General features: G+C 52.2%; 26 protein-coding genes, 3 tRNA genes and 1 pseudogene. 9 read left to right on the top strand and 21 right to left on the bottom strand.

Going from position 1 to position 26902, the window contains the following annotated elements:
• Positions 1-114: 114 nt before the first annotated feature.
• Positions 115-1461: a PAS domain-containing protein gene (locus WCX19_RS01485; RefSeq protein ID WP_373003909.1), complete on the top strand. Its 1347-nt coding sequence runs from the start codon at positions 115-117 to the stop codon at positions 1459-1461.
• A gap of 88 nt (positions 1462-1549) precedes the next feature.
• On the opposite strand, the gene uvrB is transcribed toward WCX19_RS01485, so the two are convergent.
• The 4 genes from uvrB to WCX19_RS01465 all read right to left on the bottom strand — a co-directional run bounded on the left by uvrB (position 1550) and on the right by WCX19_RS01465 (position 7066).
• Positions 1550-3496: an excinuclease ABC subunit UvrB gene (gene uvrB, locus WCX19_RS01480; protein WP_373003905.1), complete on the bottom strand. Its 1947-nt coding sequence runs from the start codon at positions 3494-3496 to the stop codon at positions 1550-1552.
• Between the two features lie 64 nt (positions 3497-3560).
• Entirely contained in the window at positions 3561-4883 is a 1323-nt protein-coding gene (gene rbcL / locus WCX19_RS01475; RefSeq protein ID WP_373003902.1) for a type III ribulose-bisphosphate carboxylase, read from the bottom strand.
• A gap of 921 nt (positions 4884-5804) precedes the next feature.
• Positions 5805-6014 (bottom strand): hypothetical protein, encoded by a 210-nt coding sequence (locus WCX19_RS01470; protein WP_373003898.1) that lies wholly within the window; start codon positions 6012-6014, stop codon positions 5805-5807.
• A gap of 65 nt (positions 6015-6079) precedes the next feature.
• Complete coding sequence (locus WCX19_RS01465) at positions 6080-7066, bottom strand: archaeosine biosynthesis radical SAM protein RaSEA (protein WP_373003895.1); 987 nt, start codon at positions 7064-7066, stop codon at positions 6080-6082.
• A 30-nt stretch (positions 7067-7096) separates the two neighbouring features.
• Here WCX19_RS01465 and WCX19_RS01460 point away from each other — a divergent pair, with 30 nt between their 5' ends.
• From WCX19_RS01460 to hypE, 5 genes are all read left to right on the top strand, one after another.
• The gene (locus WCX19_RS01460) at positions 7097-8191 is read left to right on the top strand and encodes a hypothetical protein (protein ID WP_373003892.1); all 1095 of its coding nucleotides are present in this window, start codon (positions 7097-7099) and stop codon (positions 8189-8191) included.
• 139 nt (positions 8192-8330) lie between these two features.
• A tRNA-Ser gene (locus tag WCX19_RS01455) sits at positions 8331-8415 on the top strand.
• A gap of 287 nt (positions 8416-8702) precedes the next feature.
• Positions 8703-8927, top strand: coding sequence for a HypC/HybG/HupF family hydrogenase formation chaperone (locus WCX19_RS01450; RefSeq protein WP_373003889.1), 225 nt, complete (start codon positions 8703-8705; stop codon positions 8925-8927).
• A complete protein-coding gene (locus tag WCX19_RS01445; RefSeq protein ID WP_373003886.1) occupies positions 8927-9265 on the top strand; it encodes a hydrogenase maturation nickel metallochaperone HypA in 339 nt (112 codons plus the stop codon). Before WCX19_RS01450 ends, WCX19_RS01445 begins: the two co-directional genes overlap by 1 nt.
• A 2-nt stretch (positions 9266-9267) precedes the next feature.
• Entirely contained in the window at positions 9268-10263 is a 996-nt protein-coding gene (gene hypE / locus WCX19_RS01440) for a hydrogenase expression/formation protein HypE (RefSeq protein WP_373003883.1), read from the top strand.
• Between the two features lie 513 nt (positions 10264-10776).
• Here hypE and WCX19_RS01435 read toward each other — a convergent pair.
• A complete protein-coding gene (locus WCX19_RS01435; protein ID WP_373003880.1) occupies positions 10777-11115 on the bottom strand; it encodes a hypothetical protein in 339 nt (112 codons plus the stop codon).
• 69 nt (positions 11116-11184) lie between these two features.
• Positions 11185-11388 (bottom strand): hypothetical protein, encoded by a 204-nt coding sequence (locus WCX19_RS01430; RefSeq protein WP_373003877.1) that lies wholly within the window; start codon positions 11386-11388, stop codon positions 11185-11187.
• A 111-nt stretch (positions 11389-11499) separates the two neighbouring features.
• Here WCX19_RS01430 and WCX19_RS01425 point away from each other — a divergent pair, with 111 nt between their 5' ends.
• Positions 11500-12309 carry a uridylate kinase gene (locus tag WCX19_RS01425; protein ID WP_373003874.1) on the top strand — a complete coding sequence of 270 codons (810 nt, stop codon included), beginning with the start codon at positions 11500-11502 and terminating at the stop codon, positions 12307-12309.
• 192 nt (positions 12310-12501) lie between these two features.
• Here the strand turns inward: WCX19_RS01425 and WCX19_RS01420 are convergent, their stop codons facing one another.
• Together WCX19_RS01420 and WCX19_RS01415 are read right to left on the bottom strand one after the other, a co-directional pair.
• A complete protein-coding gene (locus WCX19_RS01420; RefSeq protein WP_373003872.1) occupies positions 12502-13587 on the bottom strand; it encodes an ABC transporter ATP-binding protein in 1086 nt (361 codons plus the stop codon).
• 18 nt (positions 13588-13605) lie between these two features.
• Entirely contained in the window at positions 13606-14343 is a 738-nt protein-coding gene (locus tag WCX19_RS01415) for an ABC transporter permease (RefSeq protein WP_373003869.1), read from the bottom strand.
• Positions 14344-14526: 183 nt separating this feature from the next.
• Between WCX19_RS01415 and WCX19_RS01410 the strand changes: the two are divergent.
• Positions 14527-14769, top strand: a pseudogene (locus WCX19_RS01410) (IS1182 family transposase); the annotation flags it as partial.
• A gap of 84 nt (positions 14770-14853) precedes the next feature.
• Here WCX19_RS01410 and WCX19_RS01405 read toward each other — a convergent pair.
• The 5 genes from WCX19_RS01405 to WCX19_RS01385 form a co-directional block, all read right to left on the bottom strand.
• A complete protein-coding gene (locus WCX19_RS01405; RefSeq protein WP_373004227.1) occupies positions 14854-15534 on the bottom strand; it encodes an ABC transporter permease in 681 nt (226 codons plus the stop codon).
• An 18-nt stretch (positions 15535-15552) separates the two neighbouring features.
• Positions 15553-15702, bottom strand: coding sequence for a hypothetical protein (locus tag WCX19_RS01400; protein ID WP_373003865.1), 150 nt, complete (start codon positions 15700-15702; stop codon positions 15553-15555).
• A gap of 279 nt (positions 15703-15981) precedes the next feature.
• Positions 15982-16956 (bottom strand): GDP-L-fucose synthase family protein, encoded by a 975-nt coding sequence (locus WCX19_RS01395; RefSeq protein ID WP_373003862.1) that lies wholly within the window; start codon positions 16954-16956, stop codon positions 15982-15984.
• A 127-nt stretch (positions 16957-17083) separates the two neighbouring features.
• Positions 17084-18130, bottom strand: a complete 1047-nt coding sequence (gene gmd, locus WCX19_RS01390) for a GDP-mannose 4,6-dehydratase (protein WP_373003859.1) — start codon at positions 18128-18130, stop codon at positions 17084-17086.
• 122 nt (positions 18131-18252) lie between these two features.
• A tRNA-Thr gene (locus tag WCX19_RS01385) sits at positions 18253-18325 on the bottom strand.
• A gap of 212 nt (positions 18326-18537) precedes the next feature.
• Between WCX19_RS01385 and mmp10 the strand changes: the two genes are divergently transcribed.
• A complete protein-coding gene (mmp10, locus tag WCX19_RS01380) occupies positions 18538-19764 on the top strand; it encodes a methyl coenzyme M reductase-arginine methyltransferase Mmp10 (RefSeq protein ID WP_373003856.1) in 1227 nt (408 codons plus the stop codon).
• A 486-nt stretch (positions 19765-20250) separates the two neighbouring features.
• Here mmp10 and WCX19_RS01375 read toward each other — a convergent pair whose 3' ends face one another.
• From WCX19_RS01375 to WCX19_RS01340, 8 genes are all read right to left on the bottom strand, one after another.
• Positions 20251-20751: a DUF350 domain-containing protein gene (locus tag WCX19_RS01375; RefSeq protein ID WP_373003853.1), complete on the bottom strand. Its 501-nt coding sequence runs from the start codon at positions 20749-20751 to the stop codon at positions 20251-20253.
• Between the two features lie 171 nt (positions 20752-20922).
• A tRNA-Met gene (locus WCX19_RS01370) sits at positions 20923-21043 on the bottom strand.
• A gap of 67 nt (positions 21044-21110) precedes the next feature.
• Positions 21111-22586, bottom strand: coding sequence for an acetyl-CoA carboxylase biotin carboxylase subunit (locus tag WCX19_RS01365; protein ID WP_373003850.1), 1476 nt, complete (start codon positions 22584-22586; stop codon positions 21111-21113).
• Positions 22583-24331, bottom strand: a complete 1749-nt coding sequence (gene oadA, locus WCX19_RS01360; RefSeq protein WP_373003847.1) for a sodium-extruding oxaloacetate decarboxylase subunit alpha — start codon at positions 24329-24331, stop codon at positions 22583-22585. Before oadA ends, WCX19_RS01365 begins: the two co-directional genes overlap by 4 nt.
• Positions 24332-24376: 45 nt before the next feature.
• Complete coding sequence (locus WCX19_RS01355; RefSeq protein WP_373003844.1) at positions 24377-25030, bottom strand: hypothetical protein; 654 nt, start codon at positions 25028-25030, stop codon at positions 24377-24379.
• Positions 25012-25710 (bottom strand): ATP-binding cassette domain-containing protein, encoded by a 699-nt coding sequence (locus WCX19_RS01350; RefSeq protein WP_373003840.1) that lies wholly within the window; start codon positions 25708-25710, stop codon positions 25012-25014. Before WCX19_RS01350 ends, WCX19_RS01355 begins: the two co-directional genes overlap by 19 nt.
• Positions 25707-26378 carry an energy-coupling factor ABC transporter ATP-binding protein gene (locus tag WCX19_RS01345; protein ID WP_373003837.1) on the bottom strand — a complete coding sequence of 224 codons (672 nt, stop codon included), beginning with the start codon at positions 26376-26378 and terminating at the stop codon, positions 25707-25709. Before WCX19_RS01345 ends, WCX19_RS01350 begins: the two co-directional genes overlap by 4 nt.
• On the bottom strand, positions 26375-26884 hold the full coding sequence (locus WCX19_RS01340) for a biotin transporter BioY (protein WP_373003834.1): 510 nt from the start codon (positions 26882-26884) through the stop codon (positions 26375-26377). Before WCX19_RS01340 ends, WCX19_RS01345 begins: the two co-directional genes overlap by 4 nt.
• Positions 26885-26902 lie beyond the last annotated feature (18 nt).

The following is a 26902-nucleotide window of genomic DNA, read 5'->3' as shown; positions in this document are numbered from 1 at the left end:
CAAAAATTGTTAATACCAATTTGTGCAATGTGAAATTATTGACGGGGAAGGAACGGAAAGAGCGTTTGAAAAGTGTTTCTCACAATAGTGGTTCATATTTGAAGGTGCAAATTAATGACAGGTCAAACATCTCCCTTTGGGGAACGTGAAGAAAGTTTTGTGGATCTCTGGCTATTCATTATCGTCACCACAACCATCCTTGCGCTTCTCGTGAACATCCTCGCGCTCTATTACGGCACCGTGGCTGTCGCAACAAACCTTCTTTATATCCCGATTGTGATCGCAGCGTACTGGTATCCCCGCTGGGGGATCTTGTATGCCGCCGTGATCGCTGCCATCTATCTCGGAATAGTTGCAGTTATCACGGGCGGATCCCTGGGAGAACTGGCTGCTGCATTTGTCACCTGCGTTGTCGTGATAGGTGTTGCCGCCGTCGTCGCCAGCCTTGCAATCCACATGCGCAGGAATGAGATTAAATACCGGGGTATCTTTAACCATTCTGAAGCCGGGATAGGCCTCGTGAACAGTTCCGATCGCATGATAAAGGAAGTAAACCGGCGGTTTGCCGACACGCTTGGTTATGACCCCGCAGAGATTGTCACCATACCCTTCACGCGGCTCTGGTCCGACGTGACAGACCGGGACCGGTTTTTCCAGATTCTTTCCAATCAGGGTAGTGTGGAAAATCTTGAGACCCGGTTTATGACAAAGACCGGGACATCCCGGTGGGTTCTGCTCTCTTCCGGTATGCTCCCGGACAACCAGTTTGTCTGTACCATTGTGGATATCACGGCCAGAAAGCAGGCAGAGGAGGCGCTTATAATAAAAGATCATGCGATTAGTTCCTCCATCAATGCGATTGCTATTATGGATCTCGATTTCACGATCACCTACGTGAACCATTCCCTTGTAACCATGATGAAATACAATGATGCACATGAATTATTTCATAAAACCTTGTGGGAATATGTCGCGTCCAAAAAGGGGATCGACGCGATAAAGGATGCACTCCACTGGAAAGGTAGCTGGTTTGGAGAGATCCTCATTTATAAAGCCAACCAGACGCCGTTTTATATCCTGCTCTGGATCAACCTCGTGAAAAATGAAAAGGATAATCCTGTCTGCATCATGGCCTCATTTATTGATATTACCGACAGGAAACAGATGGAGGCAGTAAAGAGATCGGCACTTGAGCAGATAGAGAAGAATATCGAGCAGTTTGCTGTCCTTGGCGACCATATCAGGAATCCGCTTGCCGTGATCGTGGGGCTTTCGAGCCTTGCCCCCGGGGAGGTGACGGATAAGATCATCCTTCAGGCACGGGAGATCGACCGTATTGTCACCCAGCTTGACCAGGGCTGGATTGAATCAGAGAAAGTGCGGGAATTTATCAAGCGTTACTATATGGTCGGTGTCCCTGAAATGGGTGAGACCGGGGTTGCTAAAGGTATGGCCAAATAGCCGGACTCTCTTTTCTTTTTAACAGATCTCTTTCCAACCCTGTGTAATATTCCCGTGTAATATTCTGGTGTCCGTCTGCAATCCGGGATTACGGGTGAGTTCCCCCCTGTTTCAGCCGTTCATGGAGTTTTTTTACCTGTTCGCGAAGCGCTATTGCCCGTTCGAAATCAAGGTTGTCTGCCGCATCCCGCATCTGTTTTTCAAGTTCGATGACAACGTTCGGGATCTCGGCCCGGGGCACATATTTTGTGTCCTTGATCTCGACCTCTTTTTCTTTTACGGGTTTTATGATCGTCTGTGGGAGGATATGGTGTTTTTTGTTGTACGCGATCTGCATCTCGCGCCGGCGCTTTGTCTCGGAGATAGCGGTCTTCATCGAATCCGTCATTGAGTCCGCGTAGAGCACGACGTTCGCGTTCACGTTCCGGGCCGCCCTCCCGATGATCTGGATCAGGCTCCGTGCGTCCCGGAGGAACCCTTCCTTATCCGCGTCGAGGATACCGATAAACCCGACTTCGGGGATGTCGAGACCTTCCCGCAGGAGGTTGATCCCGACCAGCACATCGAATTTGCCAAGCCTGAGTTCGCGGATGATCTCGGTGCGTTCGAGTGTCTGGATCTCCGAATGGAGGTACCGGGTGCGGATGCCCCGGTCGGCAAGGTACTCGGAGAGTTCCTCGGCGAGTTTTTTTGTGAGGGTTGTTATAAGCACACGGTCGCCGCGTGTGATGGTCTTTTTTGTCTCGTTTATCACATCGAGTGTCTGTCCCTCAATGGGCCGGACTTCTACCGACGGGTCGACAAGACCGGTCGGCCGAATAATCTGCTCTACGAGCTGCGTGGAGTGACTGAGTTCGTACGGCCCGGGCGTCGCTGAGACAAAGATTACCTGACTCATGTACTGCTCGAACTCGTGGAATTTCAAGGGCCGGTTGTCGAGCGTGGAGGGGAGCCGGAACCCATAATTCACCAGCGTTTCCTTTCTGGACCGGTCACCGTTGTACATCCCGTGCAGTTGTGGGATCGTCTGGTGACTCTCATCGATGATCATTAAAAAATCTTCGGGGAAATAGTCGAGCAGGCAGTACGGTTTTTCTCCTGTCTTTCTCCCGTCGAAATGCCGGGAATAGTTCTCGATCCCTTTGCAGGAACCGGTCTCCTGGATCATCTCGAGATCGAAGTTCGTCCGTTGCCGGAGCCGGTGCGCCTCGATAAGTCCGAGTGTGGGGAGGACTTCATCGAGTTCCTCCCGGATGGATACGATCGCGGCTTTTTGTGCGCTCTCCGTGGTGACGAAGTGACGGGCCGGGTAGACATAGAAATACTTCATCTCCTCTTTTTTTACGCCGGTATTTTTGTCCACTTCCCGGATCTTCTCGATCTCGTCCCCGAACAGTTCGATCCGGATAATATCATTGAAATACCCGGGCACGATATCGATGGTGTCTCCCTTGACCCGGAACCGGCCCGGGGAGAGATCAATGTCGTTTCGCTCGAACTGGATATCCAAGAGCCGGCTCATGATCTCGTTTCTGGTGATCTTCTGGCCCACGGAAAGATCAAAACCCATGTTCCGGAAGTTCTCGGGGTTACCCAAGCCAAAGATACAGGAGACCGATGCGATAACGATCACATCGCGCCGGAATGAGAGGGATGCGGTGGCGGAAAGCCTGAGCATCTCGATCTTGGGGTTGATGGCAGAGTCCTTCTCGATATACTGGTCCTTTGCCGGGATGTAGGACTCCGGCTGGTAGTAATCATAGTACGAGACGAAGTACTCGACCCGGTTTTTCGGGAAAAAGTCGCAGAACTCCTGGTAGAGCTGGGCGGCAAGTGTCTTGTTGTGGGCGATGACAAGGGTCGGCTTGTTTGCTGCCGCAATCACGTTTGCCATAGTAAACGTCTTGCCGGAGCCGGTGACGCCAAGGAGCGTCTGGCACCGGGCATTGTCTGCCAGCCCGTCATTGAGTTTCGCTATCGCTTCCGGCTGGGATCCGGCAGGGGGAAAAGTGGAGACGAGCTGGAATTCTGTCACGGTGCTTTAAGTGTTTTTGCCGGGATATAAAAAGGGATTGGGATGCGGCATGAAGGTAATGCCGTCACTTTGGTTTATAGTGCCCCCACTTCGCGAGGGCTTCCTTAAGTTCCGTTGCTTTTTTTGCCTTCTCTTCGAGCGTCACGCCATCCTGCCACGCCTCGATTGCCTGCATGGTCGCCCGTGCCCCGGCCCTGGTACCCTTCGGGTGACCGTGGATGCCGCCTGAGACCAGCAGTATGAGATCCTTGCCGTAGATATCGAGTACATCGGGGACAAGTCCGGGGTGCAGTCCGCCCGATGAGACCGGGAATGCGGTCTTTATGGAACCCCAGTCCTGAGCAAGGCACTGGTGCGGGACCTCCGTAATTTTTTTCTTCCGCAGCAGGTCGGCAAGGAGGATCGACTCGGTTTTAGTACCGGTCAGTTTTCCCACGGCAGTCCCGGTGTGGATCTGGGAGACCCCGATAAGACGCATGATCTTTGCGAGGAAGTACATCGTCATCCCATGCTTCCGGTTCCGGTCGAAGGCTGAATGGAACGCCCGGTGCGCATGGATCGCGAGGCCCAGATCCGAGCAGTAGTCCCGCATCGTCATGACACTCGCATTTCCTGCGACCACCACATCGATCATCGCGTAGTTCCAGCCGTACTCCGCGAGCAGATCGGCACGCTTTTTCATGGTCTCCACATCGGCGGAGATATTTAAAAACGCCGATTTCTTCTCCCCGGTCTCCTTCTCGGCCTTGTCCCGGAGTTTTGTCATATATTTTACCCGGTCATCGAACCGGTTAAAAGAGGTCGATGTGAGGTTCTCGTCGTCTTTCACGAAATCAAAACCGCCCATCCACGTCTCGTACCCGACCTCCGCGTGCTCTTTTGCGGAGAAACCGATCTTGGGCTTGGGTACTGCACCGGTCAGAGGCCTGCCGTAGACCTTCATCATCTTCCGGATCCCGTCCATGCCGAAATGCGGCCCTTTAAAACCCCGGAGATAGGCTGACGGGAGCGTGGCGTCAAGGAGACGCAGGTTTTTGAGGGCCTTCATCCCGAAGATGTTCCCCGCGATCCCGCTCATCAGCTGCACGGCGTTTCCTTCCTCCCAGAGTTGGAGAGGGTAGGCGATCTTCACAAAATTTTTGTCGAACTCAAACGCGGTGGCCTCCAGTTTTTTCATACGGGGCGGCATCGTAAAGAGCGTCGTCCATGTACCTGTGGAACTCTCGGATGCGATCCGTCCGGCCGCCTCTTCCTTTGTGATCCCCGCTGCCGGTTCAAAATAATAGAGACAGACAAGGTCGTCTTTTGCCGGCTCATAATTTGTGTCGACAAACTCTTTGTACCAGTCAATTGCCATGGTTTTTCCTATACCTACAAATGCGTGCATGATTCAAAAATCTTCAGATAGGGAATCGCCCGGGGCTGGTTTTCTCAAAATCCCTGTAACAGGCAAAATGGGTGATGACCTATCCTGCAATTGAATAGGGTGTGACAAAAATTCTCCCGATGTCCAGACATGATCTAAAATTTTCTCAATCATCGCCGGTGTCTTTTGTTTGTTTTTTTTTTCAGATCCAGTACTTCTCTAAATTTTCCTTTGCAAACATCAGAATTTTAATAGGACTTGCCGAAGCGATTCCCGGTCCCTTGGGGGTACCCCCTCCTGCCAGCCCGGGGTGGCACCCCCCACTCCCAAAAAGGAGAGGTACCCCGACCCCCCGACCGATTTTTTAAAAGCAGGGTACCCCCACCCCCTGTCCGGGCATAAGAGAGGCCCTACCCCCCTTTTTCCTGCATTTCCAAAACCTGTGCTTCGCGTGGAGTTATCGTCTGAAGGTATATTTTGCCGGCCGATGGCTTAGTGGGGGTAGGGGCCTCTTTTCTTGCAAAGGGGGTACCCCCCGCTCCCAAAAAGGAGAGGCACCCTGACCCCCGACCGATTTTTTAAAAGCATGATACCCCCACCCCCCCTTGTGGCCCGGGGGTGGGGGGCGCCACTTTTGTACAAATGGGGTGTGCCCCTTCCTGCACTAAAGGGAGGGTGGCGGCTGTCAAAAAGAATATTCCCGCGTCCAGATCTGGCTTATATGAATTTTTGGTGGTTGTTCATTCAACTTGAAAATAGAGAAGTACTGAGATCAATGAAATTATTGATAGTGTAAACAACTCGCTGGATCTCCCAAGATTTTAACCCCTATTATCTCAACCAACCGATTGTCCTCTTTTCTTTTGATTACCTGACCATAATCGATACATGCTTCACAATACAGATCCACCAGTGTATCGACATACTGGGTATTTCAATCAGTCAACACGATAATTTTTGTTTTTGGATGAATGTCCAAAGTTCATCCAGTTCAACCCGCCCCGGTGCAATGTCCCGAAGATAACATTTGTTCAGGATCTCAAGCATGTTCTCCGATGAGACAATAATACCGGGATACCGTATCCCGATGATGACCAGTCCCGCAATGCCTGCGCAAATACTGTTGATTTCCCGCACAATTCCACCCGTCAATTTAGATCTTACGGTTTCTTTTGCCCGGGTTAAAAATTAGAGAAGTACTGAGATTCATAAATCTTTTATCGTGTCAGTGGCATGCAGTATGGCTGCTCACGCGCGAGAACGTATTCCCACTCGCTCTTGCAGGTACAGTCCATATCCAGAAGTGCCTCGATAAGGTCACGATCTGCGGAGAGGGAATAATCGCGGATGCCTTTGGTGATTTCAAAATCACATGTCCCGCAGTTGTGCGGCCCCCGTTTCTGCCCGCCACCCAACGGGTCGCAGGTCACGTGCATCGGTGCGTCTTTTAAGATCGAGAGCACGCTCCAAAGGTACGGCGGCCGATAAGTTCCCTGTTTCCAGTATAGTTCAAGTTCTGTCCGCTTCTGCACTGTGCAGGGATTCATCGAGACCATCTCCACGGTACCAGCGAGATCTACAAGAGATGACCGCATATCAGTGATGGCCTCGGACTCGGTCAGGAAGAGCGGCTTACAAAGGAGATACGCCTTCACCCCCGCTCCTGCAGCATGAGCAACTGCTGCGGCCTGTTTGAAATCCGCATACGTGAACCCCTTGTTGATGCACTTCTCCCGTATAGTATCGCTCGTGGTTTCGAGACCGATGGCGCAGTAGAGCGGGGTTGTCTGGGAGCCATCGCTAAGGTCTCCAAGAAACTGTTCGATGGTGTCGGGCGTTATATATTCTGGCCGGCTCTCCGCAATTACGATTTTTCCCCGGAATGCCTGTGCGACCTCCTTCTGGAAGGAAAGAGGGACCTCGGCAGGATCAAAAAAACTTCCCGAGGTAAAGATCTTAATCATCGCAAATTCGTCAAGGTTAAACTGCGATCGTATCCAGCCCAGCTGGGCATGCAGGTGAGAGGCAAGCTCTTCGCAGGATTGCGCCCGGTACCGTTCGTGCCGGTAACTGCACATCCGGCACCGCGCCCACGAGCACCCCCCCGACTCAAAGATAATAGTCAGGCATTCTATAGTGCCGCCGTTGTATCTCTCTTTTCCGCGCCAGCACGCAAGCGGTTTTTTCATACTTTCAGAAATCATTAACAACCTCATAGTTGATCTTGTACATAGATGAAGAAGATCGTCCTGCAGGTGCTTGGTTTTTTCATGCTAATCAGCTGCGCATCGGCATATCAGGTCTTCATTTATGCCCCGGATACCCTGACAGTAGGAAAGCCCCTTGTGGTCAATGGGACGACCACCTTTGGCATCGGGACCCCCATCGATGTGGTGCTCTACCAACAGGTGACCACCAGTACCGAGGTCAAACGCAAGATTGCATATGTCCAGTCTGACAATTCTTTCCGCGTGGTCTTTGATACGACCCATCTCCAGAAAGGGCTCTATAAAGTGGAGGTTCCGGCGAGCGGTACGGGTGAATCTATCTCCATGCGACAGGTCCGGCTTATCGATCGTTCCGATGAGATTACCCTAACATCTCAGGCGACTCAGACTCTCTCCGGTAAGATATACATTGAAGGAAAAATTCTCGGGAACATAAACTCCGGCGTCCAGATCGCTGTTATCGGGCCGGATAACTCAGTCATCTATGGTCCCATGTACGTAAGTACCGATTATCTGGGGGGATTTGACGTGGTTGTTCCCATCAGCCAGACCGGCGATTATGAAGTCAGTTTTACCGATGAGCAGGGGTACGTGGGTACAAGAACGATTAGCATCATCGGTGGACATGATACGGTTGCTCCGAAAACGACCGTGACGACTACTACCATTCTGTCTAGCCATGGGAGAACGTCCCGGGATAACCCGATCTATTTTGTTGTCCAGCCCATTGGTGACGCCCCGGTTACAATCTCCACATCCTCATCCGTTGACTGGGTTGTGGAATACGTTGTGGCAAATGGAGACCTTCACACGATTAATGATCAGGGCGACATTGCGTCCGAGGAAATTGTCTTGAATGGTGCTGGCAAGCCCCTGTACTTCAAGGTATACCCCTACAAGTATTCGGTCGATACGGTGGTTTATCTCTATGCGAAAAATGCAGACTCTGTTGTGGTTAGTCCAACGGTACCAGCGGTATTCGGTATGATGACTCCAACTCTGGCATCTCCGCCAGAGACGCAAAAATCCCCACTTGCGGTAGCTGGCAGCATGGCCGCCGCATGCATGGCCGCACTCTTTATTTACCTGCGCAGACACTGATCTTTGCGCGGGCGGGGACGGGAGGATCTTTTTCGAATCTCCTGCTCACAGTGTCTTCCAACTCCCGGAACGTACCGGGAAAACCGCATAGGTAAAGAAGCCTTTTTTATATTGCACGGCCAAAAGAGTAAAAACACATGCCGGGGTAGTCTAGTCCGGTAAGGCGGTGGCCTTGAAAGCCACTGGTGCCCCGCACCTCAAGAGTTCAAATCTCTTCCCCGGCGTCTGATTTTGTTTTTTTTTTGATTTTAACATTTCAAGATTGTGGATTAGAGTCTAATGGTACCCGACCGCACCTTTTGAGGTGAGTGTGGTATAAGAGTCCCCCACCGGTAGGTTTCCCGGTGTAACATGTTCCGTGCGGATCCGGTTGTCTGGGAACAGGTACTGATTTTTTTGCATGAAAAACTGACACCTGAAAAAACCAACGTCGGGCTGCCTATGCCATATCACTGTTTTTATGAGTGTGGAACTCCTACACAGTACAAACGGATACGGGTGTGAATCATCGATGTGCGTTGCAGTACCTGCGGAAGTGCTGGAGATCAAGGAGGGAAATGTTGGGGTTGTAGACTACGGCGACCTCAAACAGGAAGTCCGGCTCGATCTTGTTGACGTCAAGATCGGCGAGTTCGTGCTCGTGCATGTGGGTTTTGCGATCCAGCGCCTCTCCCGCGAGGAGGGTCTTGAGACCCGGGAGATCTTCAAGCAGGTCTACGCCGCGCTGGAGGAGTGATGCACGAATACAGTATCGCTTATGATCTATACGCGACCGCAAGAAAAGCAGCGCTCGACTACCATGCGACAAAGGTAAAAAAGATCAGCGTCGATGTAGGAAAAATGGCAATGGTGAATCCCGAGCAGGTAATCTTTTTATTCGATACGATAAAAGAGGACGATCCGCTCTTTACAACGGCCATCCTTGACTGCGCCGATGTAGAACCCGAGACGAAATGTCCCTGCGGGTATGCAGGAAACGAGATATATATCTGTCCTCGCTGCGGCGCGCTGCCGGAAGTGATCCGGGGTCGGGAGATTGTCGTAACCAATGTCGAGATTGAGGTGGCGGACTAACTATGAAAGTAAACATGATGCATGGCGCCGGGGGAGAAGTGATGGGCGAACTGCTCCAAACGCTCACGAAATTCACCCACAACAATGCTGGTGGGATCGGCCTTGAATCGATGGATGACGGGGCAGTAATCCCCATTAACGGCACCAATATTGTCTTTACCACGGATTCCCATGTGGTACGCCCAATTTTTTTTCCGGGCGGGGATATCGGCCGGATCGCGGTGAGTGGAACTGTCAATGACCTTACGATGATGGGCGGGCGCCCCATCGCACTCTCGTGCGGAATGATCATTGAAGAGGGTTTCGATGTCGCAGATCTTGAAAAAATCGTCAGCTCGATGGACGAGGCGCTCGGGGAGGCCGGGGCATGCCTCGTCACGGGGGACACGAAGGTTGTCGAGAAAGGGGCACTTGACGGGATAGCGATCAACACGGCCGGGATCGGTGTCGCAAAGACCATAGTACGGGACAACGGACTTGCACCCGGAGATGTGATCATTGTCTCGGGAACCCTTGGCGATCACGGCATTGCGATTATGGCTCATCGCGAGGGTTTCGATCTCGGCGAGCAGATACGGTCTGATGTCGCCCCGCTCTGGGGGATGATGGAGCCTGTCCTTGACGCAGGCACTATCCATGCGATGAAAGACCCAACCCGGGGCGGGTTTGCAAACGCGATAAACGAGATGGCCAAAAAGAGCGGTGTTCAGGTCAGGATAGTGGAGGAACGCATCCCGGTACGCAGGAACGTGAAAAGTGCAGCCGGGATGCTCGGTATCGACCCGCTCGAAGTGGCAAATGAGGGGAAAGTTGTGATGGGCGTGCCGGCCGCAGATGCAGACGCGATCCTTGCGGCGCTTCGCTCGCATAAATACGGTAAGGATGCAGCAATTGTCGGAAAAGTTGTCAAAGGATCCCATGTGATCATGGAGACGGCAATTGGCGGAGAACGGTTTATCGAGCCTCCCATGGGCGACCCGGTGCCCCGGGTGTGCTAAATTTGTTTGGTATTTCGGGGAAAAACAGGTTTTCTCGAATTGTTCCTTATTTAGTCGAATAGGAAGAAGCGGTTACCCCGACCTCCCCTTTTAAGAACCATACGTGCGACTTTCACCGCACACGACTCAAGCACTTCCCAACCCGAAATCGGGCAGCAACAAAAAGATGCTATTAATTAGCTTCGGCGAGCAGGAATCTTTCGTACGACGCTGTCGTTTGATGAAATATTCCCTGGCACTTTGGGAGCTCCAAACTGCTGGTAAACTCTATTTGGCGAATGGGGTTATGCTAAAAAAAGAGTGTTAACTATTGCAAAGTGGCGAAGTTAGGATAGATCTTCCGGTTTTATCTCGCTCTGTTCCGGTAATGGCTATTACGGGTTTCAAAATTAGAGAAACACAGACTATCGGGATCTCATAAAACAGGTTAATATAATGGAGATTGTACCGTAATGATGCGTGAGGATCCGGGACCATAAAAACAAGGGTATAATTCCAGCAAAGTGCAAGCGGTTAGTCCTTTCTGGTTAAGGCCGAGAAGATATCCGGCCCGAGAATTTCCTGCATCTCACCGTTATAATTTTTCTGCATGAGGGCAAGCAGTTTTTTGCTCCCTTTTGCCGTTGTCATGATGCCCACCCTCTCTGCACGGGTGATCAGGTCCTGTTCCTCCATCTGGGCAAAGTATGGCAGGATGTAATAATGGGGGACGTCAAGGAATTCCGCCAGCCTCCGGGTTGTGGGAAATCGGATCCGGACTGAATTCTCCGTGAACGTAAGGGATATCGATCGCTCCATCATCTGGATGCGGATGGCCGCGTCAAAAAGACTATCGATTGAAAGGGCTGCCATGATTATTCTTAACTGGATAATATATCCTGAAAGGTATTGAGGTTTGGCAAGTACGAAAAAAGGAGAAAATTATTTCTTCTTCTTGTGTTCATCGTCTACGGGTTTCATGAACACGATGTCGGCTTTGACATCCTTTGCGATCTGCTCAAGCTCAAATTTTCGGAAATGTGTGGCCTCAATTTGAATTTGTCCGCCGGTAACTGCGACAATGCGGTACTTGGGGGACTCAACACCCTCACCGACTTTCTGGCGCTCACGTGCATATATCTTCATGGCATACCTCCAGCCGATCTCCAGCCTAGTGATTACATCGGCTCTGGTATACCAATTGGTTTAAATGGTTTTATACCTTTCTATTATGGTATAGGAATTGAGTGTCTCATTATGAAAAAACGGTTTGAGCTCACGAGCGGATTACAGGGAGAGACTCTGATCCGAAAAGGATTGAAAACCAAACGGCCGGTAGCAGGCCAGATTCGCATTGCTCCCGATATCAATATTGTCAAGATCGGGGGACACGGGGCAATCGATTATGGGCGTGAGGTCATGTACCCGCTCTGCGAGGAGATCGGGACCCTCTCAAAGAAACACCAGATTCTCGTGGTCACCGGGGGCGGAGGCAGGGTGCGCCATATTATGGATATCGGCATCGACCTTGGCATGCCGACCGGTGTCCTTGCGGAGCTGTCCTCAAAGATCTCCGAGCAGAACGCGATCATGGTCTCGATCCTGCTCGCGAAATATAATGGGACGCGGATAAAATCCGGCGATCTCCTCGAACTTCCGATGCTCCTGAAACTGGGGATCCTGCCGGTCACGCACGGTACTCCCCCGTACGGATTGTACGAGCACCCGGCCCGGAATGAGATGATTCCCCCCCACCGTACAGACACCGGTGCATTTTTAATCGCAGAAGTCCTCGGGGCAAAAAATTGTATCATCGGCAAGAACGTAGACGGTCTCTATACAGAAGACCCGAGGAAAAACCCGGATGCGGAACTGATCCGGGACATCACCGTAGAGGATCTGATTCGCATGAATCTCGATGACATGGTTATCGAGCCCATGGTGATCAAACTTCTCAAAGAAGCAGTCAATATCCGGGAAGTTCGCATCATCAACTGCCACAAGAGAGGCAACATCGAGAAAGCGATTAACGGGAAGAATGCAGGCACAATTATACGGGCAGAATAACAAAAAAACGCTTCCTTGGCGGGTCATGAACCCTGTGACAGCGCAACAGATTGTTGGGATTATTGCCGGAAGGGAAGTTTGAGAGGATCACCCCGGATTTATTTTTTTGCGACCAGACTCCAATTGACGGGTTGATCACCCGGAACCTCCCATAGAGGTCATCGATACAGGCAAACGGTCAAGGAGCCCCGTTTACTGTTCCTCAATCACATGAACAGCCGTTGCCTTGAATGACACCCAGCATTTCACGCCCCGGGCCAACCCGAGATCTTCTGATGACTGGATGGTTACTAGAGCAGTAAGGTCAATACCACAATCAACAATCACATCGACAAACGGCCCTGATGGTATCATCTTTTTTATTATACCACTGAACACATTCCGGGCACTGGTTTTCACGCTCTGCTCCATGTGGAGTGTCACATCTTCTGGCCGGAACAGGAGTGTGACTTTTGTTTGTGGATGAAAAGGAGTCACTGCGGCAATATGTTTTCCGGCAACGTCAACGATCGCTTCACCGTCATGGTTTTCTGTGATGACACCCGCATACATATTTTTGACGCCGACAAACCGGGCTATATTGGTTGTCGTGGGCTGGTGGAATATCTCTTTTGTCGTACCCACCTGGGGCAGAGCACCGTCCATGATGACACCGATTCGATCGGCAAGGTGCTGTCCCTGGATCATGTCATGTGTGCTAATGACGACCGTCATTCCCTTCTCGCGGTTTAACCGGATAATGATGTCGTCGATCCGTTCTGCGGATACCGGATCGAGATTTGTGGTCGGCTCATCGAGAAAGAGAATCTCCGGATTAATTACCACAGCCCGGGCAAGCGCCATTCGCTGGGCTTCCCCTCCAGAAAGCGTGCGTGCGGATCGTTTACCGTAACCAGCGAGCCCCACGGCATCGAGAGCATCGGTCACGGCTCGGGAAATTTCGGACTTTACCTTCTTGCGGTATTCCATGCCGATTGCAATATTATCAAAGACCGACCGGCTAAAGATAACCGGTTTCTGAGAAAGGAGTGCCATCCGCCGCCGGAGGGGGAACTTCGCATCAGGGACAAGGGCATCGGTCCCAAAAATCGTAAGCCTGCCGCCAGTCGGCTGTTCAATAAGATCGAGAAGGCGCAGGAGAGTACTCTTGCCAGAACCGCTCGGGCCGATAATTCCAAAGATCTCCCCCGATTGAATCGAGAAAGATACGTCCCGGATCACATCCCGCTCATCATACTTCTTTAGGAGGGCATGTGTCTCTATTGCGCTCGTACTCATGGTATCCTGTGCACCTTTTTATGAATTCCACGAATTTTTCCAGAGGGATCCTGACTGGATCATGTTCAGGCCAACGTTCACAACGATTGCCACACCAAGGAGGATCAATCCAAGTGCAATCGCCAACGGAAAATCACCCTGCGAGGTCTCAAGGGAGATGGCGGTTGTCAGAACCCGTGTTCCCGAGAGGATGTCACCGGGAAACGCGCGGATATTTCCCCCGATGATCATGGCAGCTCCGACTTCGGAGATGGCACGACCGAACCCCAGGATGACCGCTGCAAGGATTGCAAACCGGGCTTCCTGGATAAGGGTAACAATAGCCTGAAATTTTGTTGCCCCGAGGGATATTATGGAATGCCGCATATCCTTGTCAATCCCGCTTAAAGCAGTAATGGTCAGACCGATAATAAGTGGTGTGACCAAGATCATCTGGGCAAGGATCATCCCCTGGGGTGTAAAAAGAAAATCGAGAAAACCAAGCGGCCCCTGGTGTGAGAGGAACAGGAACAACAGAAGGCCTGCAAGAACGGTCGGAAGGGCATACAAGGTCTGAATAATATTGATCACAAGCCGTTTTCCAAAAAAATCATGAGCGTAGATGTAAGCCCCGGCAGGAACAGAGATAATGGCAGATAAAAATGTGGAGGTTAGCGAGACGATGATGGTAAGAACCGTTATCGTGACCACTTCGGGATTTAAGGATACGATAAGTTGGATTGCCTGAACAAACCCGTCTATAATCTCGTAAACCATAATCACTAACCTATCATTAAACCACGTTCATCAATATATGTGATGTTCTTTGTATCAAGTATTACATGAGAGGCTGTTACCTAATTCAAAGTTTTTCAGGGAAGAGGTTGTTGCACAACTCCCCCGGCCCCCTATTAAAATAAATCGAAAGTACTTTGCCGGAATAAGAATAACCACTCGCTGATGTATCATACAAAGGGACGCGACCTTGAACAAGAATGTCTCCTGCCGGTTAACATCAAGAAATGGTTACCGGAAGATGATTTCAGTCAGATAATAATCGATATAGTATCCATTCTCGATCTGATCAAGATCTATTCAGCCCATCGGGAAGATGGACAGGACGCAGCATTTTATTACCCGGAAATCATGACCGTAATAGCACAGTATTCCTATGTTCGGGGCGCACGTTCGAGCCGTGAGATATTTCGTTCCCGAGATCTTTCATTAACCCAAATTACTCTTTTTGTTAGTTGGGCAACAGCCCTTTTTAATCGCGATTTTTTTTAATCATACAATATCCGCGTAGTACTGCTCCATCCTTCGGAAGTAAAACATTCCGGAAACAAGGAGCACGATGACCATGCCAACCGAAACGAGCACCATCGCACTTGGAGCACCGGTACCCAAGAGCGCCCAGCGGAACCCTTCGATCACACCCGCCATGGGGTTAACGCCGTACCAGACACGCAATGATTCCGGCACGAGGCTTGAAGCATAAACGACTGGCGAGGCAAACAGCAAGATCTGAATCATGAAGGGGACTGTGTACTGAAAATCGCGGTACTTGACGTTGAGTGCCGAGAGCCAGAGTCCAACACCAAGGGCCGTTGCAAGCGCGAGCAGGAGAAACACCGGTAAAAAGACGATATTTACTGTCGGCATAAACCCGTAGTAGATCATCATCGCAATCAGGATGATAAAGGAAACCGCAAAATCCACGAGCGGCGAGATGATGCTTGATAGCGGCATGATCAGACGTGGGAAGTACACCTTGGTCATGATGTTCGCGTTCGTGACCATACTTGTCGTGGACCGCGTCAGTCCTTCGGCAAAGAGTGTCCACGGAAGCAGGGCCGCCAGAACAAAAAGAGGATACGGGACGCCATCGGACGGAATCTTTGCGAGCCCCAAAAAAAAGACCGTGAAGATAACCATGGTCAAAAGCGGCTGGAGAAATGCCCACGCAATCCCAAGGCAGGTCTGCTTTTACCGGAGTTTGATGTCGCGCAAGGTAAACGAGGTGACCAGTTCCCGGTACTCCCAGAGCTCATGCAGGTCAACCGGCACCCATTTCCGGGGCGGACGGATGACGAGAGTCGGGACGGCGGATTCCTGAACAGGTCTGATCTCGGTCATAAGAAGTTACCATGAATTTTGTTTTTACATTACTTATAGTCTGGTGATTTGATCAACGCGATATCCTCCCATAGCATCCAGCACTCTTTAAAAAGATTCTGATCGGGGATTTGATCGTAGTCGAAAATTCCCAAAATAATTTCCCTTTTTCTTCACCGGTTTAGAATGTAAAAAAGCCACATAGGGGTCTGTGTAAAGAGACAATCATCCATCTCGCACAAAAAATGCACTATTGGCAAGAATCGGCCCCGGGGTTTCCCCCAAGCAGACAACTATTTTTCAGCAATGATCCCCGACCCCATGCGGCTTGCCGGCTTCTTCACGATGCGCTTCGTACCATGCGATCGTCCGCTTCAGACCTTCCCTAAACTGCATCTGCGCTTCAAACCCAAACTCATCGCGTGCCCGGCTCACATCCAGACAACGCTTGGGCTGTCCATCGGGTTTTGAAGTGTCCCAGTGAATCGTACCAGTATAGCCGGTCAATTCCTGAATGAGAGAAACCAGATCCCGGATCGAAATCTCCATCCCGGATCCAAGGTTCACCGGCTCTGATTTATTATACCTCTCCGCTGCAAGGACAAGCCCGTGTGCGGCGTCATCAACATATAAAAATTCCCTTGAAGCAGCGCCGGTTCCCCAGACATCAACAAACGTTTTTTTATTCCGTTTTGCATCGATAAACTTTTTTATGAGAGCAGGAATGACATGCGAACTAGCCGGATCAAAATTGTCCCCGGGCCCGTACAGGTTAACCGGCAGGAGATAAATTGAATTAAAACCATACTGCTGTCGGTATGCCTGTGACTGAACCAAGAGCATCTTTTTTGCGAGTCCATAAGGAGCATTGGTCTCTTCCGGGTAACCATTCCAGAGGTTCTCCTCCTTAAACGGAACCGGGGTGAACTTGGGGTACGCGCAGATAGTACCGACCACAACACACTTCTCCACGTTTTCCTGCCGGGCAGCCTCGATCATCTGGATGCCCATGATCGCATTGTCGTAAAAAAGTTGGGCCGGGTAAGCCTGATTGTATCCGATCCCACCGACCCGTGCGGCAAGGTGGATGACGATATCGGAATCCCTGATCACATCGACACAGTTCTTCCATACCCGCAGATCGATCTCCCGGCTACGGGGTATGGCGATATTATCTTTCTGAACTCCTTTCTGCAGGAGTTCTCTGACAACCTGCGAACCAAAGAATCCTGCCCCACCGGTAATGAGAATTTTTTTATCAGACCAGAACGTCATAAAGATCGCCTGCAGGAGTACCCATGTTCTGATGAGATCCAGCTAAACCTGCACGTCAGTATTAGAAATAAAATATGAGCTTCGATCCTTTTAATGACCTCGGCTTTTTTTCGGGAAACATTTCCTGTCAGTCGCACTTCCACCACCGGTGCGGGAACTTAGTCCTGATTATCCCTTCACCTTTGCCGATCGGTTCCAGTCCCGCTGCCTTCATATCCGCATCCACCATGATCCTCACGAGATCGACGAACTTTATGGTCGGTTTCCAGCCAAGAATCTTCCCGGATTTCCCTGCATCTGCAGCCAGCACCTCTACTTCCGTCGGCCGGAAATATTTTTGATCGATCCGCACATGTTCTTCAACATCCAGTCCCGCATATTCAAACGATTCATGTAAAAATTCGCGGACAGAATGCGTCTCCCCGGTCCCGATGACAAAATCATCTGCTTTTTCCTGCTGGAGGATCCGCCACATGCATTCGACGTACTCCGGGGCAAATCCCCAGTCCCGCTTTGCATCGAGATTTCCAAGGTAGAGATATTTTTCCTTTCCTGCAAGGATACGGGCGATTGCCCGGGTAATCTTGCGGGTGACAAACGTCTCACCCCTACGTGGGGATTCGTGGTTGAAGAGGATGCCGTTCGACGCAAAGAGGTTATATCCGTCCCGGTAATTCCGTGTCATCCAGTAGGAGTATACCTTCGCGCAGGCATAGGGACTGCGCGGGTGGAAGATTGTCATCTCACTCTGGGGCGGCGCTGCAGCACCGAACATCTCACTCGATGACGCTTGGTAAAACTTCACGGAGTTGTTACTCCGGCGGATTGCCTCTAAAATACGGGTAGTACCAAGGGCGGTGACATTACCGGTGTATTCGGGGGTATCGAAACTGACCCGGACGTGGCTCTGTGCACCCAGGTGGTAGACCTCATTCGGTCGGATATTGTACATCACGTTTGCAATCTGTTCGGAATCTGATAGATCTCCGTAATGCAGAAAAAGACTAGCATTAGGATCATGTGGATCGACATAGATGGAGTCGATCCGACTCGTATTAAAGGTGGATGATCTCCGTACCAGCCCGTGGACTTCGTATCCTTTACTGAGCAGCAGTTCGGCAAGGTACGACCCGTCCTGACCGGTAATACCCGTGATGAAGGCTTTTTTTGTCATGATACATCAAGCGTAACTACATATAAAATTCATAAAAATTTCAATGTATGGGGCACTTGTCCTAGAGAACAACCCGAAAATAAAAACCCCATAAGTCGCAATGATGAACAGATTAAAGAGAAAGCCTCAGCCGAGATTTGAACTCGGGACCTGCTGATTACAAGTCAGCCGCTCTGCCAACTAAGCCACTGAGGCGCCATATACAATAGGTAGTTACTGGTAAAAAATGTGGTGTTTTCCGGGCATATCTATCCGTAGAGGGATATCTCACAGGCTCGCTTGGTTTTATGTAAAAACCTGCACCGCCCAGGATACCTTCAACAAAAAAGCGCTTATAATTTTTTCCGGCCCGAAACATACAATTCCAAATACATTATACGCACCGGAACGGAGTAATCTAACAACGAATGGCTCAGTTAACCGTTGACATCGGGGGACGGGCGGGCGTTGACTGCCGCGGCTTCTGCGAGTATTGTTACTTCAAGCGCGTGAAAACAACCCGGGCATTCGGCTGCCGCTATTGCCTGCCGTTCAAGAAAGGCTGCGACTATTGTACACGGGGGGTCCGGGAGGAGTACAGTGGTTTCAAGGACCTCAGGACCATCGCAGACGAGACTCTTGCCGCACTCCAGACAAAAAGTGGGGAACTCGACCGCATCACCATCAGCGGTGGTGGCGATCCCAGTTGTTACCCACAGTTTAACGATCTCATCGAGCTGCTCGGCGCAACAGAAGCACCGCTCCATATCGGGTATACCAGCGGCAAAGGCTGGGATGACCCGGCGGTTGCCGATCTCCTTGTCGACAACGGGTTAGCCGAGTGCTCGTTTACAATATTTGCAGCGGACCCGGCCCTGCGGAAGCGCTGGATGCACGACCCGACACCGGACGCTTCGCTTGCGATTCTCGAACGACTCTGCGGAGGGGCGGAGGTCTACGCAGCGGCGGTAGTGCTGCCCGGGGTCAACGATGGCGCCGTTCTTGAACATACCTGCGAATGGTTGGAAGAGCGCGGTGCAAAGGGCCTTATCCTCATGCGATTTGCGAATGCAACGGAACAGGGGCTCATTCTGGAGAACGCCCCGATCCTCAAGGGGCAGAACGTACAAACTGTGGAATCGTTCCGAGATATGGTGACCGACTTTAGCAGCCGTTTCAAAATGAAAATCTCCGGCACACCGCTATGGGATCCGGAGATCGGTTCGCCGTTTGCGATCCTCCACGAACCCACAATCATGAAAAAACTCCCTCGCGTCCAGCATCGGGCATCGGTTATCTCCGGTTCTGTGGCCACACCGTATATCAGCGAGGTTTTGTCAGCACGCGGTGCCACGTCTCCGGTTATACCGGTAAAAAAAGAGATTGCCTGCCTGATCACAATCGACGACCTCCAAGAACTGGACCTTTCGCATCTCGAACCAACCGTTATCATCCCGGGCCGCGCCTTTGTCCATGACGCTGAAGCGCAGGAAGTATTGGGTCGTGACGGAACGCACCGCGAGGTGATCCGGGGACCGGATCAGCTCACCGCCGATGCCGAAACGAGCATGGGTATGACCCGAAATGAAGTGCTTGCGCTGGAGATGGAGGGCTTTTCAACTCTCATCCAGCAGATCAACCTGTACGGGAAATAAGCCCCTATTTTCCGAGCAAGAGTTAATAATCAATCCAAAAAATCCTGCTTTTTTGGAGTAAAGCATAAAAATTGTTCAGAATTGGTGAAGTGATCGTTACCTTCCAACTGAGGGACGATGAGTGACTCCACCCATAAAGGGACGCCTCCTCGAAGGTTCAGCAACTTAAAACATCTGTATCCCTGCCCCACCGTGCCCCGAAAGGGCCCTGATGCGGGAAGCCATTCAAATATTGACCGTTTACGATTGGATATGAAAATAACCTTAATTTTCCTTCGGTCTGTCTGTAACCCTTGGCATTATGGTTGTTTTCATAGTTTCGGAGTAAATCCGATCTGTTTATCTTGATTACCACCATGACAGAGCCAGACTCTTCGCGTGTATAAAAGACAAAAGGCCTCACGCACTAACGTCAGAAGACGTGCAAATGACTGTTTTAAGACAACACTCCGGAGAGCTTGAAAAAAGAAAAATTGATGAGATCCTTCAGGCCAGTGCTGTCGTAATACCAACAATACCGGACTGGATAATAAGGGCAACCGCGATGATAACGCCAGCCATTTCGAGCGCAACAGCGACATTGCCTTTCTTGAGTTCCTCGAACTCCTCGATGCCTTTGGTGAGCTTGTCAAGAATGTTTAATGCAAGGTAGATGGCGCCAATCGCAAGGAGGACACCAAGGATAAGCTGGATGATCGCAACGCTGATTGCAATCAGGCCATCAACGGACGTGAACCCGAATGCCGAAGCCTTGCTGATTCCGACAGAGATACCGGCAACACCGGACTGGACGACTACGGCAATTGCGACAAAGATTGCGGCAATAACAATACCGAATGCAACATTGCCCTTCGCAAGTTCCTTCTGCTCGTCAACGTCTTTTGTGATCTTGCCAAAGACGGAGAAACCAATATACAATGCTACCACCGCAAGGATGACTGCGATGATTAACTGAATAATTCCAACAGCTGCATTTACAAGAATCATTATTTCACCTCATTTTCAGTATTGTGTGGGCTGACGGTACACATAAATATATCTCCGGCAGGTGGTTGAAATCCCCCTGAATACGTGGCAAAACAACATTCCGGGCAATTATACTTCTTTAAACGCATATAAAAATATAAAAAAATCCGGACGTACCGAAAGAAATTAAAATGCTGCGAGTGGGTTACGATCCCACGATCTCCAGATGTCCCAAAGTTCTTCAGCGCGAAAGACTACATGCGCCGATAAAACCCTATGAGTCTGGCGCCCTAACCAGCTAGGCCACCGCAGCACGAAAGTGCATAAATACAACACCGTAAAAACTTTTAAAGGTTCTGATATAGGTGGATTTGCACCGGTCAGCCCTTTTTCTGCTGGAGATAGACGTTGACCGCTGCCGTGATCGCAGCGACCTTGTTCCCTTGCGAAAACGAGCCGGCCAGGGTCTGCATCCGTGCTTCCTCGTCATTTTTGTAACGTTCGAGCGTTTTTATGATATGTTCTTCCTGCAGGAAGTGGGTGTGCGTGTTGCCCTCGATGAACTGCTGGTTGTTCATGATCGCGTAGTGGAGCGGGAGCGTGGTCTTGATCCCGAGGATGATATATTCTGATATAGCCCGACGCATCCGTTTGATAACCTCAGCACGGGTGCTGTCCCACGCGCAGAGCTTTGCGATCATCGAGTCGTAGTTGGGAGGGATCATATACCCCATGTGGATACCGCTGTCGACACGGATACCCGGGCCGCCCGGGGAACGGTACCGGACGATCTTGCCCGGGTCCGATGAAAAATTATTGAGCGGATCTTCCGCATTGATCCGGCATTCGATCGCATGGCCCCGTATCGAAACGTCTTCCTGATCGAAGGGGAGCGATTCCCCTGCGGCAATCGCAATCTGCTGCCGGACTAAATCGATGCCGGTGATGAATTCGGTGATGGTATGTTCGACCTGCAACCGGGTGTTCATCTCCATGAAATAGAAATTCCCGTTGCTGTACAGGAACTCGACTGACCCGGCGTTTGTATAATCAGACACTTCAGCCACCCTGAGCGCGGCGGCCGACATGCGCGCACGGAGCTCGGGAGTCATGATCGCAGACGGGGCTTCTTCGACCAGTTTCTGGTGCCGGCGCTGGATGGAGCACTCGCGGTCGTAGAGGTGGACCGCATGCCCGTGTTCATCGGCAAGGACCTGGAACTCGATATGCCGGGGCTTGACTAGGTATTTCTCGATAAAGACCGTGGGATCGCCAAACGCAGACTGGGCGATGCGCATACTGCCCGTGATCGCCTCTTCGAGCGCGGTCTCGTCATTGACGATCTGCATCCCGATACCGCCGCCACCCGCGCTTGCTTTTACAATGACCGGGTAGCCAATCTCGGCTGCAACCTTTTTTGCAGTCCCGATATCACTGATGCCATCATCGGTCCCGGGCAGGACCGGCACGCCGGCCTTTTTCATCATCTGCTTGCTCCCGATCTTGGAGCCCATGGCCTGGATGGTCTTTGAACCGGGGCCGATAAAGGTCACGCCTTCATCAGTGCAGAGCTTCGCGAACCGGTAGTTCTCCGCAAGGAAACCATAGCCCGGGTGGATCGCCTCGGCACCGCTCTTTTTGGCGATGTCGACGATCCGTTCCATGTTGAGATAACTCTTGGACGGGTGCGCCTCCCCGACCGGAAATGCCTCGTCGGCGTACTTGACATGGAGTGCGTTCTTGTCGACCGATGAATAGATCGCCACGGTATCGATGTCGAGCTCGCGGCACGCACGCATGACCCGGATCGCTATCTCGCCCCGGTTCGCGATCAGGATCTTCTCAAAAAACTTCATTGAACCACCAGCAGGACATCGCCATTCTGGACGACATCGCCGGCGTCAACAAAAATCTCGGTGACCTTGCCGTCCACCGGACTGTGGATGGGGTTTTCCATCTTCATCGCTTCAAGCACAATGAGGGTATCGCCCTTTTTGACCGCCGCGCCCCGGCTGACCATGACCTGAAGCACCATGCCCTGCATGTTGCTCCGGATACCGCCTACGATATCCCCGCGAGGCGCTTTCTGGGGTGCGATATTTGCTACCTGTACCTGGTTCCCGCCCACGGATACAATGCGGACAGAGAATACTTCCCCGTCCACTTCAACTTCCATCTGGTCAGGAATGCCCCCGGATGCGGCTGCCTGCTGGGCGGCCGACTGCTTCTGGGGAATCGCCTCAAGCTGCCGCTCGCCTTTCAGGAATGAAGGGGCAATGGCAGGGTACATGATGTAAGTGAGGACATCTTCCTCTTTTTTTACGAGACCGGCTTTTTCTGCCTCTGCCTTCATGCGCTCGTATGAGGTTTCGAGCATGTCGGCCGGGCGGCAGGTGATCGGCTTCTCATCGCCGATGATCAGTTTCCGGATCTCCTCGCTGACCGGTGCCGGCGAACGGCCGTACAGCCCGCGCACGTAATCCTTGACTTCCTTTGTCACGTTCGCGTACCGATGGCCGTTCACGAGCACGTTTAAGACCGCCTGCGTCCCCACGATCTGGCTCGTCGGCGTCACAAGCGGCGGGTAGCCGAGATCTTTTCTCACGCGCGGGATCTCAGCGAACACTTCATCGAGCCGGTTGAGCGCGTCCTGCTCCATCAGCTGCGAGACGAGGTTTGAGATCATGCCGCCGGGCAATTGGTAGATAAGCACGTTGCTGTCCACGCGCTCAGAGATCGGGTTTAACAGTCCCGCGTACTTCTCGCGGATCTGCATGCAGGTATTCCGGACCGTCCGTAGTTTCAGGAGATCGATACCGGTATCCCGGGGGGTTCCCACAAGAGTCGCCACGACACTTTCTGTCGGGGGCTGGGAGGTCCCCATCGAGAACGGCGACATCGCAGTATCGAGGATATCGACACCCGCTTCAATTGCTGCCTGGTAACTCATGGGAGCAATCCCGCTTGTCGAGTGGCTGTGGAGGCAGACTTTGATATCTACCGCATTTTTTATGCCGCTGATGAGTTCACGAGCCGCTTCGGGCATGATGAGCCCGGCCATGTCCTTGATGCAGATGGAGTCGCAGTCGAGCGCGGCAAGTTCCTTGGCCATCTCGATAAACATTCCCGTACTGTGAACCGGGCTTGTCGTGTAGGAGATCGTGCCCTGGAGATGGGCGCCGGCTTTCTTTACCTGCTCCATCGAGCGCTTCATATTCCGTATATCGTTGAGCGCATCAAAGACCCGGAAGATATCCACCCCGTTCTTGTAGGATGCCGCGACAAACCGGTCAACAACGTCATCGGAATAATGGCGGTACCCGACAAGGTTCTGGCCACGGAGGAGCATCTGGATGGGGGTGTGTTTCAGCTCCGCCTTAAGGGCACGGAGCCGGTCCCACGGATCATCATTCAGGAACCGTATGCAGGTATCAAACGTAGCCCCGCCCCATGCCTCGGCAGAAAAAAATCCGCACGTATCAATCTCACGTGCAAGCGGGATCATATCCTCGGTGCGGAGGCGCGTAGCGATGAGAGACTGTTGGGCATCACGAAGTGTTGTATCAGTGATAAGTACTTTTCCAGAAACTGCAGCACACATGGGAAACCTCAGGGCCTCCGGTATTACAATTAGCCTCCCAAAGGTTCACCTGTTGAGTATAAAAAATTCACTTAAAGGGAGATACGCGAGAACGAGGGCCACAACCGCACAGATACCGGCCACTGCATCAGGAACCGTTGTAGGGAAGTGCGGGCAGATCGTCCCACCGTTCCGGTATCCACGCGTTGCAAGCACTTCGGCAGTATCATCCGCCCGCCGGAGTGCATCATGAATGAGGACGCGTCCCACGGGCACGATTCTGCGGATACTCCATGCCTGCCCTTTCTGCCCTATGGCAATCCGGATACGGCGAAAATCCTCAAAAAGCCCGTTTGCCATCTGCATCGCCATCCCGGCGATCATGCCGGCCTCAAACCCGATCCGGGTACCAAAAAGCCAGGTACCCACTGAAAGGAAATCGCCTGCACAGGATTCGGCATACAGCCAGGTACCAACCAACAGTATCGCGGTCATCCGCACAAGATACGAGAGCCCGTCGCTCCCAGCAAGGGTCATGACCCCCGCAATAATGACAAACAGGACAAACGTCGCAAGGATGGCAGTGCGGTGCCGAATGCTGCGCCAGCGGGGAGTAAAGACCAGCCACCAGACAAAGACTGCAACAGCCCCGGCAACACTTGCGAATGCCGCAAGCGAGAGCAGGAACGCACAGAGAAGTCTTATCCGCGGGTCCTGCATGCAGCCTCCCTGATGCCCTCCGGCGTGAGTGCGAGCGGAATTCTCCCGGCACGGATGAGGTTCTTTACCAGAGCCGGCGCATGCTGCCAGCGCACGACCGCCCCGGGCATATCGCCACAATCGATTAGGTTCCCCCCGACAATTTCCCAGATATGATCGATGCGGGGGAAAATGCTCTGCTCGTGAGTGAAAATGACGGTGATCCCCTCGGTCCGGTTGCTAAGCTGCCGGCATACCCATTCCTTCCCGGGGCAATCGAGTGAAGAGAATGGCTCGTCAAGCAGCAGGAGATCGTACTTCCGGGAGAGAACGCAGGCAAGGTGGAGGCGTTTGAGCTCACCACGGGAAAGCGAGAGTGCCGGGGTTTCTCCGGTGACATCGATACCTGCCGCCCGGATGACTGCATCCGGATCAAGGTCCCACGATCGGCATTCCTCCGCGACAGAGAGGCCGGTGATGTGGAACTCGGGGAACTGGAACGAGAGCAGGGTCCAGGTTATGTCCTCCCGGATCACCGAGCCGCTTTCCGGCATGAGCAGCCCGGCCATCATAAGAGAAAGCGTAGACTTCCCGCTGCCGACATCCCCGCTCACGAGATGGATACCCGGGGAAAAAACACCGTTTGCTGCAAGCGACCAGCGAGGGTAGCTCGCGGTGAGATGATCGAGGACAAGCCTCATACCGGCCACCTCCACGAAAGCGGGTAAAACGGGGAATCACAAAGCAGAGCAAAGACGCCCGCCGGTGTCCCGGCATGCACGACATGCCCTTTCTCAATATAGATGAGTTGATCCCCAACTGCGGCGGTTTCCATTTGCTGCGTACACCGGATAACATATCCGGCTCCCGATACACGGAGTACCGTGTTCAGCCATTCACACCGGTCAGCGTCAAGGTGCGAATCGTATTCATCAAGGACAAGCACACGCGGCCGGGTAATACAGGCCGTGGCAAGCGCGACGAGGATCTTCTCTCCCCCACTCAGGTCCTGCATATCACGGTCGAGCAACCGGGAGATTCCCCTCGTCTCCGCACATGCGCGGACTGCCTGATCCGTCTCCCTGCAGGGAGTGTGTCGGAAGCGCAGCGGGGAGGCCAGTTCATCTCTAACTGTGGAAAAGAGGATATTCCGGTCCGGAAACTCGTTCACGTACCCGATCTCTGTCTCACGCGGTGACCTGCCATCCACGAGCACGGTCCCGCAGTCAGGTTCTGCAATACCGGCACAGAGTTTCAACAGGGTGCTCTTACCGCTGCCATTCGGGCCGATTACCGATGTGATACCCGGGGCGATCGTAAGGGAATCGATGGCAAGGAGCCGGTGCCGGATATGTTCAAAGGTGATCATGGCAGGTGCCGCGCGATCAGGTATGCTGCGCCGGCCTTGACCATATCCCCGGGGAGGAATATGAGCATCCCCAGAACCAACGCGGCGGTTGGTGCCATGCCGGTTGATACGATCAGCCATGCCACGCCGCAGGTAAGGATCAACACGGCAGCAAGGACGAGCCCGCTGATCCTGAATGCAGGCCGGGCTGATTCATACGCAAGACCTGCCACCAGCGCAGCCGGGATAAACCCGATGAGGTACCCCCCCGTCGGCCCGAGCAGGACGCCGACACCGGCCACGCCGTTGTGGAAGACCGGCAGCCCCAGTGCCCCGAGAAGAACGTAGAGCACCACCGGGATCACGGCATCGCGCTTCATGACCGCACCCGCGAGCAGAACAAAAAACGTCTGGAGGGTAAACGGGGATGGGACAAACGGGACGGAGATCCATCCGCCCACCGTGATCAGGCCGATAAATGCAGCCGTATACGCGATACGGCGGGAACGCTGCAGATCGCCAAACATCGTCAACCATTAAAAAAT

The organism is Methanoregula sp. (assembly GCF_041663825.1).
Lineage (GTDB): Archaea > Halobacteriota > Methanomicrobia > Methanomicrobiales > Methanospirillaceae > Methanoregula.
This window is presented reverse-complemented; position numbering and strand designations above follow the sequence as displayed.